16 protein-coding genes are annotated in these 14,803 nt (G+C 70.3%); 5 read left to right on the forward strand and 11 right to left on the reverse strand.

All coding sequences use genetic code 11. The annotated features are described in order from the left end of the window. Nucleotides 1-58 precede the first annotated feature (58 nt). Complete coding sequence (locus tag BM109_RS08715; protein WP_093342124.1) at nt 59-1,411, reverse strand: putative bifunctional diguanylate cyclase/phosphodiesterase; 1,353 nt, start codon at nt 1,409-1,411, stop codon at nt 59-61. Nucleotides 1,412-1,611: 200 nt separating this feature from the next. Continuing rightward, entirely contained in the window at nt 1,612-1,947 is a 336-nt protein-coding gene (locus tag BM109_RS08720) for a hypothetical protein (RefSeq protein ID WP_093342126.1), read from the reverse strand. Nucleotides 1,948-2,213: 266 nt separating this feature from the next. On the opposite strand from BM109_RS08720, the gene pgm reads away from it, so the two are divergent. Beyond that, a complete protein-coding gene (pgm, locus tag BM109_RS08725) occupies nt 2,214-3,884 on the forward strand; it encodes a phosphoglucomutase (alpha-D-glucose-1,6-bisphosphate-dependent) (RefSeq protein WP_093342128.1) in 1,671 nt (556 codons plus the stop codon). A gap of 13 nt (nt 3,885-3,897) precedes the next feature. Next, a complete protein-coding gene (locus BM109_RS08730; RefSeq protein ID WP_093342129.1) occupies nt 3,898-4,308 on the forward strand; it encodes a PPC domain-containing DNA-binding protein in 411 nt (136 codons plus the stop codon). 13 nt (nt 4,309-4,321) lie between these two features. Here BM109_RS08730 and BM109_RS08735 read toward each other — a convergent pair whose 3' ends face one another. From BM109_RS08735 to BM109_RS08745, 3 genes are read right to left on the reverse strand one after another with little or no spacing between them, the layout of a single operon-like run. Further along, a complete protein-coding gene (locus tag BM109_RS08735; protein WP_093342130.1) occupies nt 4,322-5,380 on the reverse strand; it encodes an aldo/keto reductase in 1,059 nt (352 codons plus the stop codon). Further along, nucleotides 5,377-5,745, reverse strand: a complete 369-nt coding sequence (locus BM109_RS08740; protein ID WP_093342132.1) for a TIGR04076 family protein — start codon at nt 5,743-5,745, stop codon at nt 5,377-5,379. Before BM109_RS08740 ends, BM109_RS08735 begins: the two co-directional genes overlap by 4 nt. A 13-nt stretch (nt 5,746-5,758) precedes the next feature. Further along, nucleotides 5,759-6,295 (reverse strand): helix-turn-helix domain-containing protein, encoded by a 537-nt coding sequence (locus BM109_RS08745; protein WP_093342133.1) that lies wholly within the window; start codon nt 6,293-6,295, stop codon nt 5,759-5,761. 203 nt (nt 6,296-6,498) lie between these two features. Here BM109_RS08745 and BM109_RS08750 point away from each other — a divergent pair, with 203 nt between their 5' ends. Together BM109_RS08750 and BM109_RS08755 are read left to right on the forward strand one after the other, a co-directional pair. Beyond that, the gene (locus BM109_RS08750; RefSeq protein WP_093342135.1) at nt 6,499-6,798 is read left to right on the forward strand and encodes a DUF3311 domain-containing protein; all 300 of its coding nucleotides are present in this window, start codon (nt 6,499-6,501) and stop codon (nt 6,796-6,798) included. After that, nucleotides 6,795-8,306 (forward strand): sodium:solute symporter family protein, encoded by a 1,512-nt coding sequence (locus BM109_RS08755; RefSeq protein ID WP_093342136.1) that lies wholly within the window; start codon nt 6,795-6,797, stop codon nt 8,304-8,306. Before BM109_RS08750 ends, BM109_RS08755 begins: the two co-directional genes overlap by 4 nt. A gap of 7 nt (nt 8,307-8,313) precedes the next feature. On the opposite strand, the gene BM109_RS08760 is transcribed toward BM109_RS08755, so the two are convergent. From BM109_RS08760 to BM109_RS08775, 4 genes are all read right to left on the reverse strand, one after another. Continuing rightward, nucleotides 8,314-9,669 carry a homoserine dehydrogenase gene (locus BM109_RS08760; RefSeq protein ID WP_093342138.1) on the reverse strand — a complete coding sequence of 452 codons (1,356 nt, stop codon included), beginning with the start codon at nt 9,667-9,669 and terminating at the stop codon, nt 8,314-8,316. A gap of 264 nt (nt 9,670-9,933) precedes the next feature. Next, nucleotides 9,934-11,010 (reverse strand): amino acid ABC transporter permease, encoded by a 1,077-nt coding sequence (locus BM109_RS08765; protein ID WP_093342139.1) that lies wholly within the window; start codon nt 11,008-11,010, stop codon nt 9,934-9,936. After that, nucleotides 11,007-12,014 (reverse strand): amino acid ABC transporter permease, encoded by a 1,008-nt coding sequence (locus BM109_RS08770; protein WP_093342141.1) that lies wholly within the window; start codon nt 12,012-12,014, stop codon nt 11,007-11,009. The genes BM109_RS08765 and BM109_RS08770 overlap by 4 nt, the downstream gene beginning before the upstream one ends. Continuing rightward, a complete protein-coding gene (locus BM109_RS08775) occupies nt 12,011-13,045 on the reverse strand; it encodes an amino acid ABC transporter substrate-binding protein (protein WP_093342143.1) in 1,035 nt (344 codons plus the stop codon). The genes BM109_RS08770 and BM109_RS08775 overlap by 4 nt, the downstream gene beginning before the upstream one ends. A 220-nt stretch (nt 13,046-13,265) precedes the next feature. Between BM109_RS08775 and BM109_RS08780 the strand changes: the two genes are divergently transcribed. Beyond that, nucleotides 13,266-13,655 (forward strand): DoxX family protein, encoded by a 390-nt coding sequence (locus BM109_RS08780; protein WP_093342144.1) that lies wholly within the window; start codon nt 13,266-13,268, stop codon nt 13,653-13,655. Between the two features lie 39 nt (nt 13,656-13,694). Here the strand turns inward: BM109_RS08780 and def are convergent, their stop codons facing one another. Both def and BM109_RS41600 read right to left on the reverse strand, forming a co-directional pair. Then, nucleotides 13,695-14,234: a peptide deformylase gene (gene def / locus BM109_RS08785; protein ID WP_057596930.1), complete on the reverse strand. Its 540-nt coding sequence runs from the start codon at nt 14,232-14,234 to the stop codon at nt 13,695-13,697. Between the two features lie 69 nt (nt 14,235-14,303). Then, nucleotides 14,304-14,765 (reverse strand): hypothetical protein, encoded by a 462-nt coding sequence (locus BM109_RS41600; RefSeq protein ID WP_256222437.1) that lies wholly within the window; start codon nt 14,763-14,765, stop codon nt 14,304-14,306. Between the last annotated feature and the right edge of the window lie 38 nt (nt 14,766-14,803).

Raw genomic sequence — 14,803 nt, forward strand, 5'->3', positions numbered from 1 at the left:
CCATGAAAAAGCCGCGCGGCCCCGAGGGGCTCGCGCGGCTTTCGTCTTTGGAGAGGGCTCAGCCGCCCGAGACCGACGGCCCCGCGACGGGCACCGCCTGCGCGCGGTGTTGCTGCGGACCCCACAGCGGGACGCGCTCGAAGTCCTGCACCCATTGCGGGATGTCGCAGGCCGACAGCGGCATCGAGATGCCGTAGCCCTGGGCCAGCGTGCAGCCCATCTCGAGCAGCGCCTCGCCGAGCTCGAGCGTCTCGACGCCCTCGGCCACGGGCGTGCGGCCCAGCGCCTTGAGCAGCGCGAGGATGCCCTGCACGATCGCGCGGTCCTGCTCGCTCTCGAGCATGCCGCGGATGAAGGACTGGTCGATCTTGACCGAGGACACGGGCAGCTGGCGCAGGTAGGTCAGCGAGGAATAGCCGGTGCCGAAGTCGTCGATGGCGACCGGCACGCCCAGGCCCTTGCAGGCCTCGACGAAACGGGCCACGGTGGAGAACTTGCTGATGGCGGTGGTCTCGAGGATCTCGAGCTCGAGCGTGCCGGCGCCCAGCTTGGGGAACTGCGCCAGGTGCTGCGCGAGCCGGTCGACGAAGTCCCAGCGCATCATGTGGCGCGGACTCACGTTGACGCTGATCGCGGTGCGCAGGCCGGCCGAACGCCATTCGTGCGCCTGGCGCAGCGCCGCGCCGATCACCCAGTCGCCCATGCGCTCGGCGAGCTCGTCGCCCTCGGTGAGCGGCACGAACTGCCCGGGCTGCAGCAGGCCGCGCTCGGGATGCTGCCAGCGGATCAGCGCCTCGACGCCCACCATCACGCCGCGCTGCATGTCGACCTTGGGCTGGTAGCAGAGGAAGAATTCGTCGCGCTCCAGGCCTTCCTGGATGCGCTGGCGCGCGCGCACCATCTGCTCGTCGGCATGGGCCTGCGGCGCGTCGAAGTAATGCACCCGGCCGTCGCCCGCGCGCTTGGCGAAGAAGGCCGCATGGCTGGCCTGGCGCAGCGCGAGCTCGGGCGGCGGGCCGCTGGCGTCGAGCAGCCGCGCACCGAGGCTGGCCTCGAGGCTGACGGCATGGCCGCGCCATTCCCAGGGTTCGGACAGCGCGGCCAGCATGCGTTCGAGCACCTGGTGGCATTGCGAATTGCCAATGCCCGCGAACACGGCCGCGAACTCGTCGCCACCGACATGGGCCAGCAGGCCCTCGCGCGGCAGTTGGGCCTTGAGGCGGCGGCGCGCTTCCTCGAGCGCGGCGTTGCCGCCGGCCATGCCCAGGCGCTGGTTCACGTCGGCGAAACGATCGAGGTCGATGAAGCAGACGATGGCCAGCCGCTTGCCCTCGCGGGCCCAGTCGGCCAGCAGCGGGCGCAGCACCTCATCGGGCGGAAGGCGGTTGAGTCCGGAATCCGGCAGGGCCATGGCGGGAGGTTGCTTGGTCGACAAAGGGCTGAGTCCGGAAAATCGCAATCTATTGTTCTCTCAAAACTGACCGTGGAGCGATCCGTGCGGGGCGAATTGTGAGGTTCGCGGTCTTCGCGCAACACCGTGGCACCCAAGCGTTCGCGGATGCGGCGCCTGGAACGGGGAAGCGGGATCGAAGTGGCGGGTCGGGCTCTCTTCTATTGGCAGCTCGCTCCCACGATGCGGCCCGAGGGTTCGACCCTCACGTTGAGCCGGGTCGGATCGAGCACGGGGTCGGACGGGTCGGTGACCAGCAGGGTGCGCGCGAACTTCGCGCCGCTGCGCTGGCGCATTTCCTCGAGCAGCGGCGCGGTGACGCGCAGGCCCAGCGCGAAGCGCACGCCCTCGGCCAGACAGCTTTCGGGCGGCGGCGCGAAGGCCGGCGGCTCCGGCACCTCGGAGGTGAGGGGACGGTCCTTGGGCGGCGCCTGGCAGCCGGCGGCCAGCAGGAGCGGCGCCGTGAGAGAAAGCCAGTGTCGGCCGTGGATGCGCATTCGGGGTTCCTTGAACGGGGCGTAGCTTAGTCGGGCGCGGACGCGAATTTGGGCGATCTGGGCGAAACGAGAACAAAAGTATCGACAAAATTCACGATCTCCCTACTGGATTCGGGAGGGGAAACGTTTGCGCAATCTTGGCATGCGATCCGGCGACCGGTCCAGTGAAGATGATGCGCCGATCTCCGACTGTGCCATCGGCGCCAGCCACCGTATCCTCGGAACACCCGGCCCGGCGCCGCCTTCAGAACCCTGGACACACACCGATGAGCCCTGCCTCCAAGACCTCGGCCCCCGCCGCCCTCCCCGGCCAGCCCGCGCCGCACGACCTGCTGGTGAACGTGCCGCGGCTGATCTCGGCCTACTACAGCGGCCGGCCCGATCCCTCGGTGGCCGCGCAGCGCGTGGCCTTCGGCACCTCGGGCCACCGCGGCTCGTCCTTCGACAACGGCTTCAACGAATGGCATGTGCTCGCGATCAGCCAGGCGATCTGCGACTACCGGCGCCAGAAAGGCATCGACGGGCCGCTGTTCCTCGGCATCGACACCCATGCGCTTTCCACGCCGGCCTTCAACAGCGCGGTCGAGGTGCTGGCGGCCAACGGCGTCGAGCTGATGCTCTCGCAGGACGACGAATACACGCCCACGCCCGCGGTGTCGCACGCGATCCTGGTCTACAACCGCGGCCGCACCACCGGGTTGGCCGACGGCATCGTGATCACGCCCTCGCACAACCCGCCCGAGAGCGGCGGCTTCAAGTACAACCCGCCCAACGGCGGACCGGCCGGCACCGACATCACCTCGGCGGTCGAGGCCGCCGCCAACGGCTTCCTCGCCAACGGCCTGCAGGGCGTGAAGCGGCTGCCGCTGGCGCAGGCGCTCAAGGCCTCGACCACGCACCGGCACGACTACCTGAACACCTATGTGGAGGACCTGGCGCAGGTGCTCGACATGGACGCGATCCGCGACGTTCGGATCGAACTGGGCGTCGATCCGCTGGGCGGCGCGGGCGTGCACTACTGGCCCGCGATCGCCGAGCGCTACAAGCTCTCGCGCCTGACGGTGCTGAGCCAGGAGGTCGACCCGACCTTCCGCTTCATGTCGCTCGACTGGGACGGCCGCATCCGCATGGACCCGTCCTCGCCCGATGCGATGCACCAGTTGATCGCACTCAAGGACCGCTTCGGCATCGCCTTCGCCTGCGACACCGACCACGACCGCCACGGCGTGGTAGCAGGCAGCAGCGGCCTGATGCAGCCCAACAGCTACCTCGCGGTGATGATCGACTACCTCTACACGCACCGCCCCGACTGGCCCGCCGCCGCGGCCGTCGGCAAGACCGTGGTGAGCAGCCGCATGATCGACCGCGTGGCCCAGCGCCTGGGCCGCCGTCTCTACGAGGTGCCGGTGGGCTTCAAGTGGTTCGTCGACGGGCTGGTCGACGGCTCGCTGGCCTTCGGCGGCGAGGAGAGCGCGGGCGCGACCTTCCTGCGCCGCGACGGCACGGCCTGGACCACCGACAAGGACGGCATCGTGCCGGCGCTGCTGTCGGCCGAGATCGCCGCGCGCACCGGGCGCGATCCGGGCGAGCGCTATGCCGAGCTCACGCAGGCGCTGGGCCGGCCGGTGTCCGACCGCGTCGACGCGGCGGCCACGGTCGAGCAGAAGAAGCGGCTGTCGAGCCTGTCGCCCGCGCAGATCCGCTCGACCGAACTCGCGGGCGAGAAGATCGTCGAGGTGCTGAGTCATGCGCCCGGCAACGGCGCGGCCATCGGCGGCGTGAAGGTGGTCACCGAGAACGGCTGGTTCGCGGCGCGTCCCTCGGGCACCGAGAACATCTACAAGATCTACGGCGAGAGCTTCCAGGGCCAGGAGCACCTCGCGCGCATCCTCGAGGAAGCGCAGCAGGTGGTGGACGGCGCGCTCGCGGCGCCCTGACACCGGTCGCGCGATGCGCACGCTGCCCCTGCGCCTCTCGCCCGGCGACGATTTGCGCGCGACGCTCGACCGCGTGCTCGCGCAGCAGGCGGTGGACGCGGCCTTCGTGCTCTCGGGCATCGGCAGCCTGCGCGGTGCGCGGATCCGCTTCGCGGGCGCGCCCGAGCCCACGGCACTCGAGGGCGATCTGGAGATCCTCACGCTCGCGGGCTCGCTCTCGCCCACGGGCTCGCACCTGCACATCAGCGTGGCGGACGCGCAGGGCCGCGTCTGGGGCGGCCATGCGGCGCCGGGCTGCGTGGTGCGCACCACCGCTGAAGTGTTGCTGGCGCTGCTGCCCGAATGGCGCTTCTCGCGCGAGCACGACGAGGCCACGGGCTATGCCGAACTGAGGATGTACGGGAAAGCGCTGGAGCGCGACTGAGCCGGACAGGGCCTCAGTGCGGCTTGTCGTTGAGGTCGTACTTCATGACGCGGCCATGCCGCCCCTCGATGTCGCGCTCGACCTCGTAGACGTCGCCGCTGTCCGGGCGGCGCTGCGCGAGCACCGCGTCGAGCGCCGCGAGGTCGGCCGCGTCGAGCTGCAACGCGAGCATGCGCAGGTGGTCGGGCAGATGGTCGCCGCGGCGCACGCCGACGATCACGGCCGCCACCTCGGGCTGCGCGAGCACCCAGCGCATCGCGACCGCCGACAGCGAGGTACCGTGCCGCTGCGCGATCTTCTGCAAGGCTTGCAGCAGTGCCTGGAACAGATCCCAGCCGCCGAAGTCGTCGATGATCAGCTTGTACTTGACCAGCGAGCGGTTCTCCAGCGGCTCGGCCGGTTCGCTCACGCCGAGCCAGCGCTCCGAGAGAAAGCCGCCGGCCACGCTGCCATAGCACAACAGCTTCACGCCGGCCTGCGCGCACCAGGCCGCGAGCCGCGTGCGCGGCCGCTGGTCGAGCAGCGAGTACTGCACCTGCATGCTGCGCAGCGGCAGGCCCGCGTCGCCCAGTTCGCGCGCGCGCTGCGTGTCGAAGTTGGTGCCGCCCAGCAGTTCGATCTTGCCGGCGTGCTGCAGCTCGGCCAGCCAGTGCGCGACCTCGACGTAGCGCGGCACGCGGTAGTCCCACCAGTGGAACTGCACCAGGTCGAGCCGTTCCACGCCGAGGCGGCGCAGCGAGCGATCGATGGTCTGTTCGACCTGCTGCTTGTCGATGCTCGGCAGCAGCGCGAGGTCGGGCACGAACTTGGTGTGCACGCGCAGCTGCGCGAGGCTGTCGGCGCCGTGGCGCGCGCGGTGCTCGCGGCGGAACTCGCCGATCAGTTCCTCGACGCCGGTGTAGATGTCGGCGCAGTCGAAGGTGGTGATGCCGGCCTGGTAGTAGGCCGACATGTCGGCGATGGCCGCGGTGCGGTCGATGCCGCCATGGCCGCCGGCGAGCTGCCAGCCGCCCTTGAGCATGCGCGAGATGGAATAGCCGGGGGCGAGTTCGGTGCGGGGGACGGTGCTCATGGTCGAAGGTCGGAAGGGTGGACCACGGCCGTGGTGTCGGCGTGGCGGAAGACGCGCGTGCCGATGCGCGTGATGCGCAGGCGCGAGGGGCAGTTCGGGTCTGGACAGGCGATCTCCGCGTCGGTGCTCATCCAGTCGTTGCCGTCGGTGGCGCGCTGCTTGGCGGCCAGCAGCGGCAGCACCGCGCCCAGCGAATAGATCGAGAAGCCCTGCCCCGGCGGCAGGTGCAGCATTTCGCCGCGCAACTCGAAGTGGTCGCCGGGCTGGCCGCAGTAGATGCGCGCGCCCTCGGGCGCGACCACCTCGACGCGCAGGTCGTGCAGCGTGAAGCTGCGCTCGGCGGCGGAATCGGTCGGTGTGCTCATGGGAGGCTCCTGCTCAGGGATTGGGCGGCGTCACCGACAGGATGATTTCGGTCGGCGCCTGCGAGGCGTTCATGTAGCGGTGCGGCAGCCGCGCGTCGAAGGAGATGCTCTCGCCGGCCTGCACCGGGTAGTCGACGCCCGCGACCTGCGCCACCAGCGCGCCGGCCACCACGTAGACGCACTCGGCCGAGGCATGGCCGCGCGGCTCGTCAGCCGACATCTGGCCCGGCTGCAGCACCGCGCGCAGCACCTCGAGCTGGCCCACGCCGGCGGTCAGCCGCTCGTACGCGACCTGGCCCTGCGGCGCCGTGAGCATCGCGCGCCGTCCCGGCCGGCTGACCCAGACGGTGGGCGGCGCGGGGTCGGAGAACAGCGAGGACACCGATTCGCCGAACACGCCGGCCAGTCGGCGCAGGGTTTCGAGGCTGGGGTCGGTGACCGCGCGCTCGATCTGGCTCAGCAAGGTGGCCGACACGCCGGCCTGGGCCGCGAGCTCGCGCAACGAGAGGCCGCGTGCGGTGCGCAGTTCCTTGAGCCGTTCGCCGATCATGGGTGGGGATTTCCTTTTGTGCAGTCTGACAGCACGAATGAGGCAATGCTATGTGCCATGACGGTGCACGTCAAGATGGCTGGACGCCCAGAATTGACGCGTTATTCACAAGGAAAACCCGAACTCGACCCGCTTGTGCTTCGTGCACTTTCGCTGCACACTCCGCTCCCATCTCGTGCAGCAGCACTTCACAGGAGTTTCGAATGGCCGGCCCGTCTCCCTGCTCCATCGCATCGCCTCCCCGCCGCCGCGCCTACCGATGGCTGCTGGCCTTCCCCTTCGTCTGGCAGGCCGGTCTCGCGCCCGTGGTCAACGACATCGCGCTGCGGCCCTTCGGCCTGCCGTTCCCGATGGCCTGGCAGATGGCGGGCATCGTGCTCACGAGCGTGGCGATCGCGCTGGTGTTCCGGCTCGACGCGCGCCATGGCGTGGAGGACGATGAAGCCGACTTCCTCGCGCGGCACCAGGACGCCGGCACCGACGGCCACGGGAGCGCGCGATGAAGCTCGCGATCGTCCTGGCCATCCTGCTCGCCACGGTCGCGGGCGCCATCGCCTATGGCCGCCGCACCCGGCGCGCCGCCACCTTGGCCGAATGGGCCGTGGGCGGCCGCAGCCTCGGCACCCTGCTGTTCTGGTTCATGAACGCGGGCGAGGTCTACACCACCTTCGCGGTGCTTGGCATCTCGGGCTATGCCTGGGCGCTGGGCGCGCCGGCCTACCTGGCCTTCTGCTCGGTGTCGATGAGCTATGCGGTCGGCTACTGGCTGATGCCGAAGATCTGGCGCGCGGGGCGCATCGGGCGCCTGCTCACGCAGTCCGACTTCTTCGCCGCGCGCTACGAGGCGCCCTGGCTCGGCGTGCTCACCGGCGTGGTCGGCATCGCCTCGCTGGTGGTCTACGTGCAGATCCAGCTCGTGAGCCTGGGCCTGATCGTGCAGCTCACGCTCGACGGCGCGGTGTCGAGCGAGGCCGCGACCATCGGCGCGGGCCTGTTGATGATCGCCTTCGTGTTCGTGGCCGGCGTGCGCTCGGCGGCCTTCGCGGCCGGCGTGAAGGACGTGCTGATAGTGCTGGTCGTGGTGCTGCTGAGCGTGACGGTGGCGAGCAAGGTGGGCGCGGCCTCGCTGCTCGACCTGTTCGCGCTGGCCGAGGCCAAGCATCCGGGCATCGGCAGCTTCCCGGGCCTCGATGCGAGCTCGCCGACCACCGCGATCTGGCTCATGACCTCGGCCATCAACATCGCGCTGGGCAACTGGGTGTTCCCGCACCTGTTCCAGATGTCGTACACGGCGCACAGCGCCACCGCGATCCGGCGCAACGCGATCTGGCAGCCGATCTACTCGCTGGCCTATTTCTTCATCATCCTGCTGGGCTTCGCGGCGCTGATCGCGGGCACGCAGCCGCCGGGCGGCAACCTCAACGCGGCGCTGCTGCAGTTCGTGTCCGACCGCTATCCGGCCTGGACCGTGGGCCTGCTCGCGGGCACCGGCTTCCTGCTGGCGCTGGCGCCGGGCTCGCTGCTGCTGCTGACGGCCGGCTCGATCTTCACGCGCAACGTGGTGCGGCCCTTCAGGCCCGCGCTCGGCGAGGGCGCGGCGCTCGCGCTGTCGCGCGGCTCGCTGGTGTGCTTCGCGGCGATCGCCGTGTGGCTGTCGATCAGCCAGAAGGGCTCGCTGGTGAAGATCCTGCTCGACGCCTATTCGGCCATCGGCATGCTGGCGCCCGGCGTGTTCCTCGGCTTCCTCTGGAAGCGCACCAGCGCGCTCGGCGTGCTGGCCGGGCTGCTCGCGGGCTTCGCGGCCCTGCTCGCGCCGCCGGCCGCCAAGTTCTGGGCGGCCGCGCTGCCGCAATGGGAGGCCGGGCTGATCGCGATGGCGATCAACGCGGCGGTGGTGGTGGCCGTGAGCCTGGTCACGCAGCGGCCGCGCGCCGCCGCGCTGGCACTGGGGCAGCTCGACGACGAGACACCGCGGGCCGCACCCGGTGGCCTGCCCGCGCGCGCCGCCTGAGCGAGCTTCAGCCTTCCAGCGTTTCCACGCGCAGCGTCGCGACCGCGCCGGCCACGGCCGGGTGCGACTGCAGCGCATGCACCGCGAGATCGAGCGCGCCCTGTGCCATCGGCTCGGTCAGCACCAGCACCTGTGCACCGGCCGCACAGGGCGCGGCCAGCGTCACCTGCCGCACCGGCACCTGCTGGCCCGCGAGCCAGGCCGTCACGGCCTCGATGCCGCCGGCCGCGTGCACCGGCACGCGCAGGTAGTGCGCGCTGCGCACCGCCGCGCGCGGCAGCACCTCGAGCGCATTCATCGCATGCGCATGGAAGCCCAGGTGCGGCACGCGCTGCGCGGCCGGGGTGCCGGCCAGCCGCGCCACGTCCACCAGGTCGGCGATCACGGCCGAGGCGGTCTGTTCCGAGCCGGCACCGGCGCCGTAGTACATCGTCACGCCCGAGGCATCGCCCTTGACCATCACCGCGTTCATCGAACCGTTCACATGCGCCATCAGGTGCTCCGCGGGCACCAGCGCGGGCTGCACGCGCAGTTCGACACCGGCTTCGCGACGGCGCGCCACGCCCAGCAGCTTGACGCGAAAGCCCAGCTGCTCAGCACAGGCCACGTCCAGCCCCTGCAGCGCCGTGATGCCCTCGGCCTGCACGTCGGCGAAGCGCAGCGGCATGCCGAAGGCATTGGCCGCGAGCAGCGTGAGCTTGTGGGCCGCGTCGATGCCCTCGATGTCGAAGGTCGGATCGGCCTCGGCATAGCCGAGCGCCTGGGCCTGCGCGAGCGCCGCGCCGAAGTCCAGTCCCTCGTCGCGCATCTTGCTGAGGATGAAGTTGGTGGTGCCGTTGACGATGCCCGCCACCCATTCGATGCGGTTGGCCACGAGGCCTTCGCGCAGCGCCTTCACGATCGGGATGCTGACCGCCACCGCGCCCTCGTAGGCCACCGCCACGCCGTGGCGGCGCGCGGCCTCGAAGATCTCGCCGCCATGCTCGGCCAGCAGCGCCTTGTTGGCCGTCACCACGTGCTTGCCGTGGGCGATCGCCGCCAGCACCCAGTCGCGCGCCGCGCCGGTGCCGCCAGCCACCTCGACCACCACGTCGAGTTCGGGATGGGTCGCGACGCGCATCGCGTCGTCGGTGAGCGCCACGCCCTCGCCCACGATGCCCGCGGCGCCCGCGAGGTTGCGCGCGGCCACGATGACGAGCTCGATGCCGCGGCCGGCGCGCGCGGCGATCTGGTCGTGGTTGCGCGCCAGCACGCGGAAGGTGCCCGAGCCGACGGTGCCGATGCCGATCATGCCCACGCGCAGCGGGCGCATGGCCTGGCTGGGCACGACGGTTTCGAGGGACTGGACGGGATCGCGGTACATGGGCTTCTCCAAACGACAAAAACAAAAACCCAGCTGCCAGAGCTGGGTTTCATTCGTTCGGGGGAAGAGCGATCACCAGGTGGCTGCCGGAACGGCCACCTGCGCGTGCTCAGGTGGCCGCGGTGGTAATGGTGGTAATCATTCGTGCATCCATTGCCCATCCGGTCCGCGCGAAAGCGGACGGCATCATGCGGCCCATGCGGGCGGCGCTCGATGCGAAGGCGGGGTGGAAACACGACATGGGGCCGGAGTGTACAGGACGCCTCAGGCCGGCTCGGCCTGGACCACGCGCGGCACGGCCGACAGGCGCCCCTCGAGCCACACGCTGTAGCGCGAGAGCCCGAAGCACAGCAGCCAGTAGATCGCCGCGATGAACAGGTAGCCCTCGAGGTAGAACGGCCGCCAGGTCGGATCGCCGCCGAGCGACAGGCCGAGCGCGCCCGTGAGCTCGAACAGGCCCACCACCGTGACCAGCGAGGTGTCCTTGAGCGTGCCGACCACGTTGTTGGTCAGCGCCGGCACGACCAGCCGCAGCGCCTGCGGCAGCACGATGTTGCGCTGCACCGGCCAGCGGCCGAAGCCCAGCGCCATCGCGACCTCGGTCTGGCCGCGCGGCACGGCCTGCAGGCCGCCACGGATGATCTCCGCCAGGTAGGCGGCCACGAACAGCGACAGCCCGGCCAGCACGCGCACCAGCACGTCGGGCTGCCAGCCCGCGGGCCACAGCAGCGGCAGCAGGAACGAGGCCATGAACAGCACCGAGATCAGCGGCACGCCGCGCACCAGCTCGATGTAGCTCGCGCAGAGCGTGCGCACCACCGGCCAGCCCGAGCGGCGCCCGAGCGCCAGCAGCAGCGCGAGCGGAAAGGCCAGCGCCAGTCCGACCACGGCGAGCCCGATGGTCAGCGGCAGGCCACCCCAGCGGTTGGTCGGCACGTGGCTCCAGCCGAACACGCCGCCGCGCATCAGCAGCACGAAGGCCGCGAGCGCCAGCAGCCACAACGCCGGCAGCCACCAGCGCCAGCTGCGCGGCCAGGCGCTGAGCACCGTGACCGCCGACAGCAGCGCGACCGCGATCGCGGGGCGCCACTGGTCTTCGTAAGGGAAGCGGCCGAACAGCATCGGCCGCCATTTCTCGGCCACCACGCCCCAGCAGGCGCCGTGCTGCACCGCCCGGCAGGCCTCGGCATCCGGGCGGAACACCGCGTGCACCACGGCCCACTCGACCAGGTGCCAGCCGGCCCAGGCCAGCAGCGCCGCGAGCAGCAGCGTGGCGAGCGTGCGCAGCGGCGAACCCCAGAGTTCGTGCCGCCAGGCGATCGGGCCTCGCACGGCCCTCATCGCCAGCCCCGCAGCGCGACGCGCGCGTTGTAGCGGTTCATGCCCAGCGAGATCACGAGCGACAGCAGCAGGTAGACCGCCATGATGATCGCGATGCACTCGAAGGCGCGGCCGTTCGCGCCGATGGTGGTGTTGGCCACCGAGACCAGCTCGGGATAGCCGACCGCCACCGCGAGCGAGGAGTTCTTGACCAGGCTCAGCACCTGGTTGGTGAGCGCCGGCACGATCACGCGCAGCGCCTGCGGCAGGATCACGATGCGCAGTTGCTGCACCGGCGAGAAGCCCATCGCCTGCCCCGCGAGCACCTGCCCCTGCGACACCGACAGGATGCCCGCGCGCACGATCTCGGCCACGAAGGCGGCCGAGTAGAGCGACAGGCCCGCGACGATGGTCACGTATTCGGGGCTCAGCGCCGCGCCGCCGTTCACGCCGAAGTCGCCGCGCTCTGGCCATTCGAGGTGCGTGGGCCACCATCCGCCCTCGCCCGCCACCGGCCACGGCACGCTGAGGCCGCCCTTGCTGAGCCACACGCCCGGCAGCAGCCGCACCGGCTCGGTCGGGTCGGGCAGCAGGTTCGCCATCACGAAGGCCAGCATCAGCAGCTGCACCAGCAGCGGCACGTTGCGCAGCAGCTCGACATAGGCGGTGCAGATGCCGCGCACCAGCACGTGCGGCGCGAGCCGACCGATGCCAATCAGGGTGCCGAGCAGCACCGAGAAGACGACCGCCGGCACCGCGGCGCGCACGGTGTTGACGAGGCCGGCGAGGAAGGCTCGCCACGACGGCTGGCTGGCCTCGAAGTCGAGCCAGCCCTCGCTGATCGCGAAGCCCGCGGGCTCGGTGAGGAAGTCGAAGCCCGAGCGCACGCCGCGCGCGCGCAGCACCTCGAGCGCGTGATGCACGACCCAGAAGGCGCCGGCCACCACGGCCAGCACCAGCAGCACCTGCACGGCCCAGGCCAGCCAGGCCGAGCGGCGCGCGCCGCCCGCGGCCCGCAGGCTCATCGCACCGGCGGTGCGTAGATCAGGCCGCCCTTGCTCCAGAGGTTGTTGGAGCCGCGCGGCAGCTTCAGCACCGACTTCGGCCCGACGTTGCGCTCGAAGATCTCGCCGTAGTTGCCCACGGCCTTGATCGCGCGATAGGACCAGTCCTTGTCGAGGCCCAGCAGCTTGCCGAGGTCTTCACCGGCGCCCAGCAGGCGCTGCTGCGCGGGGTCCTTGCTCGAGGCCTTGAGCTGTTCGGCGTTGGCCTCGGTGATGCCGGCCTCTTCCGCCTCGATCAGCGCATTGGGCACCCACTTGGCGATCGCGAACCATTCGTCGTCGCCGCGGCGCACCAGCGGCGCCAGCGGCTCCTTGGAGATCAGCTCGGGCAGGATCAGGTAGTCGTCGGGGTTCTGCGCCTCCTTATTGCGCAGGCCGGCGAGCGCCGAGGCATCGGTGGTGAAGGCCTGGCAGCGGCCCGAGAAGAAGGCCTTGAACGAGGCCTCGAAGCTCTCGAACACCACGGTCTTGACGGGGATGTTCTGAGCCCGGAAGTAGTCGGAGACGTTCTTCTCGTTGGTGGTGCCCGACTGGGTGCAGATGGTCGCGTTCTTCAGTTGCTTGGCGCTCGTGACCTTGAGCTTCTTCGGCACCAGGAAGCCCTGGCCATCGTAGTAGGTGATGGTCGTGAAGTTGAAGCCCAGCGAGGCATCGCGCGTCAGGGTCCAGGTGGTGTTGCGCGCGAGGATGTCGATCTCGCCGGCCTGCAGCGCCGAGAAGCGCTGCTGCGAATTGAGCGGCACGAACTCGACCTTCTTCGCATCGCCGAGCACGGCCGCGGCGATCGCGCGGCAGGTGTCGACGTCGAGGCCCGACCAGTTGCCCTGCGTGTCGGGCGCCGAGAAGCCGGCCACGCCATTGGTCACGCCGCACTTAACGCTGCCGCGCTGCTTGACCGCATCGAGGGTCTTGCCGGCGAAGGCGGGCGCGGCGGCGATCAGCGTGGCGGCGGCCGCGGCCAGGGCGAAGGCGGATCGGAATCGGGGCGTCATGGGTGGGTTCTCCTCAAGGGTCGCGGTCTGCGGTGGGGGTGTCTGCGCAAAGGCAAAAAGGCAGTGTACGAGGCGGCGCGCCGGGCCGCCAAAGAACAGCCGGTTGGATGCATATGCGAAGCCCGTGCATGCGTCGTGGGCGCATGCACGGATGCATGCCGTTTCTTCACTACCATACGGCCCTCGCAACATTTCGAACCATCACCGAGGAACCCCGACCATGTTCAAGTCCGACGACACCGGCAAGCTCATTCTTCGCGTCGCCCTGGGCATCTTCATCCTTCTGCACGGCATCGCCAAGGTGACCAAGGGTGTCGACGGCATCGGCGGCATGCTGGCCTCGCATGGCCTGCCGGGCGTGCTGGCCTACCTGGTCTACGTGGGCGAGATCGTCGCGCCGGTGCTGCTGATCATCGGCCTCTACACGCGGCCCGCGGCGGCGATCGTGGCAATCAACATGCTGGTGGCGATCTGGCTGGTGCACCGCAAGGACCTCGGCGCCCTCAACGGCCAGGGCGGCTGGGCGCTCGAACTGCAGGGCATGTTCCTGTTCTCGGCCATCGCGCTCGCGTTCACGGGCGGCGGCCGCTTCGGGCTCAACAGCAAGTAGTTCGGGCCACGCAACCGGGCCGCGGGCCCGGTCCGCCGCTCAATCGTCGTCGGCCGCGTCGAGGCCCGGGAACAGCACCTCGGTGTAGCCGAAGCGCGAGAAGTCGCGCACCCGCATCGGATAGAGCTTGCCCAGCAGATGGTCGACCTCGTGCTGCACCACGCGCGCATGGAAGCCGCTGGCCGTGCGGTCGATCGGATCGCCATAGGGATCGAAGCCCGTGTAGCGGATGTTCGAGAAGCGCGGCACCACGCCGCGCAGTCCGGGCACCGACAGGCAGCCTTCCCAGCCCTCTTCCTCGGCCTCGCCGATCGGCGTGATGACCGGGTTCAACAGCACGGTGCGCGGCACTGGCGGGGCGTCGGGGTAGCGTGGGTTCACGACATCGGTGCCGAAGATCACCAGCTGCAGGTCCACACCAATCTGCGGTGCCGCGAGGCCGGCACCGTTGACGGCATGCATGGTCTCGAACATGTCGCGCACCAGCAGGTGCAGTTCATCGGTGTCGAAGGCGGTGACCGGCTGTGCGATGCGCAGCAGGCGCGGGTCGCCCATCTTGAGGATTTCGTGGATGGCCATGGCGCGGATTATCGCGAGGGCCCGCGGGCCGCGCAGGCGGGCGCGTCGCGCCCACCCGGCGCTGTCGGCTTAATGGCCCGGGAGAGACGGCGCGATGTTCTGCGGCACATAGCCGGGCATGCCCGGCAAGGCCCCCGGAACGCCACGGCCGGTGCCGGGCGTGACCGGCACGGTGCGCTGCGGCTGCGGGCGCGGCAGCGCCACCGGCGGCACGACCGCGGGCGGGCGTCCGCCCCAGCCGGGACGTCCGCCGCCATTGCCGTTCCAGCCCGGACGGGACGGGTACGGATAGGCGGGACGTCCGTAGTACGGCCGGTCGCGGTAATAGGGACGGCGGTCGTAGTAGGTGCCGCCGCCGTTGATGTACACGGGCGCGGGCTGCACCACGACGGGATCGGAATAGTAGGGATCCGAATACCCCCCGCTGTAGCCCCCGTTGTAGTACGGGTCGCCGGGCACCGCGACGCAGCCCGTGAGCAGCGCGAGGCCGCCGGCCGCGAGGCATAAACCGAGAACACGAGTTTTCTGCATGAGGGTCTCCTTGTCAGCCTTCTGCGTTCATTCAACGT

This window comes from Variovorax sp. PDC80 (assembly GCF_900115375.1).
In the GTDB taxonomy this organism is placed as follows: Bacteria; Pseudomonadota; Gammaproteobacteria; order Burkholderiales; family Burkholderiaceae_C; genus Variovorax.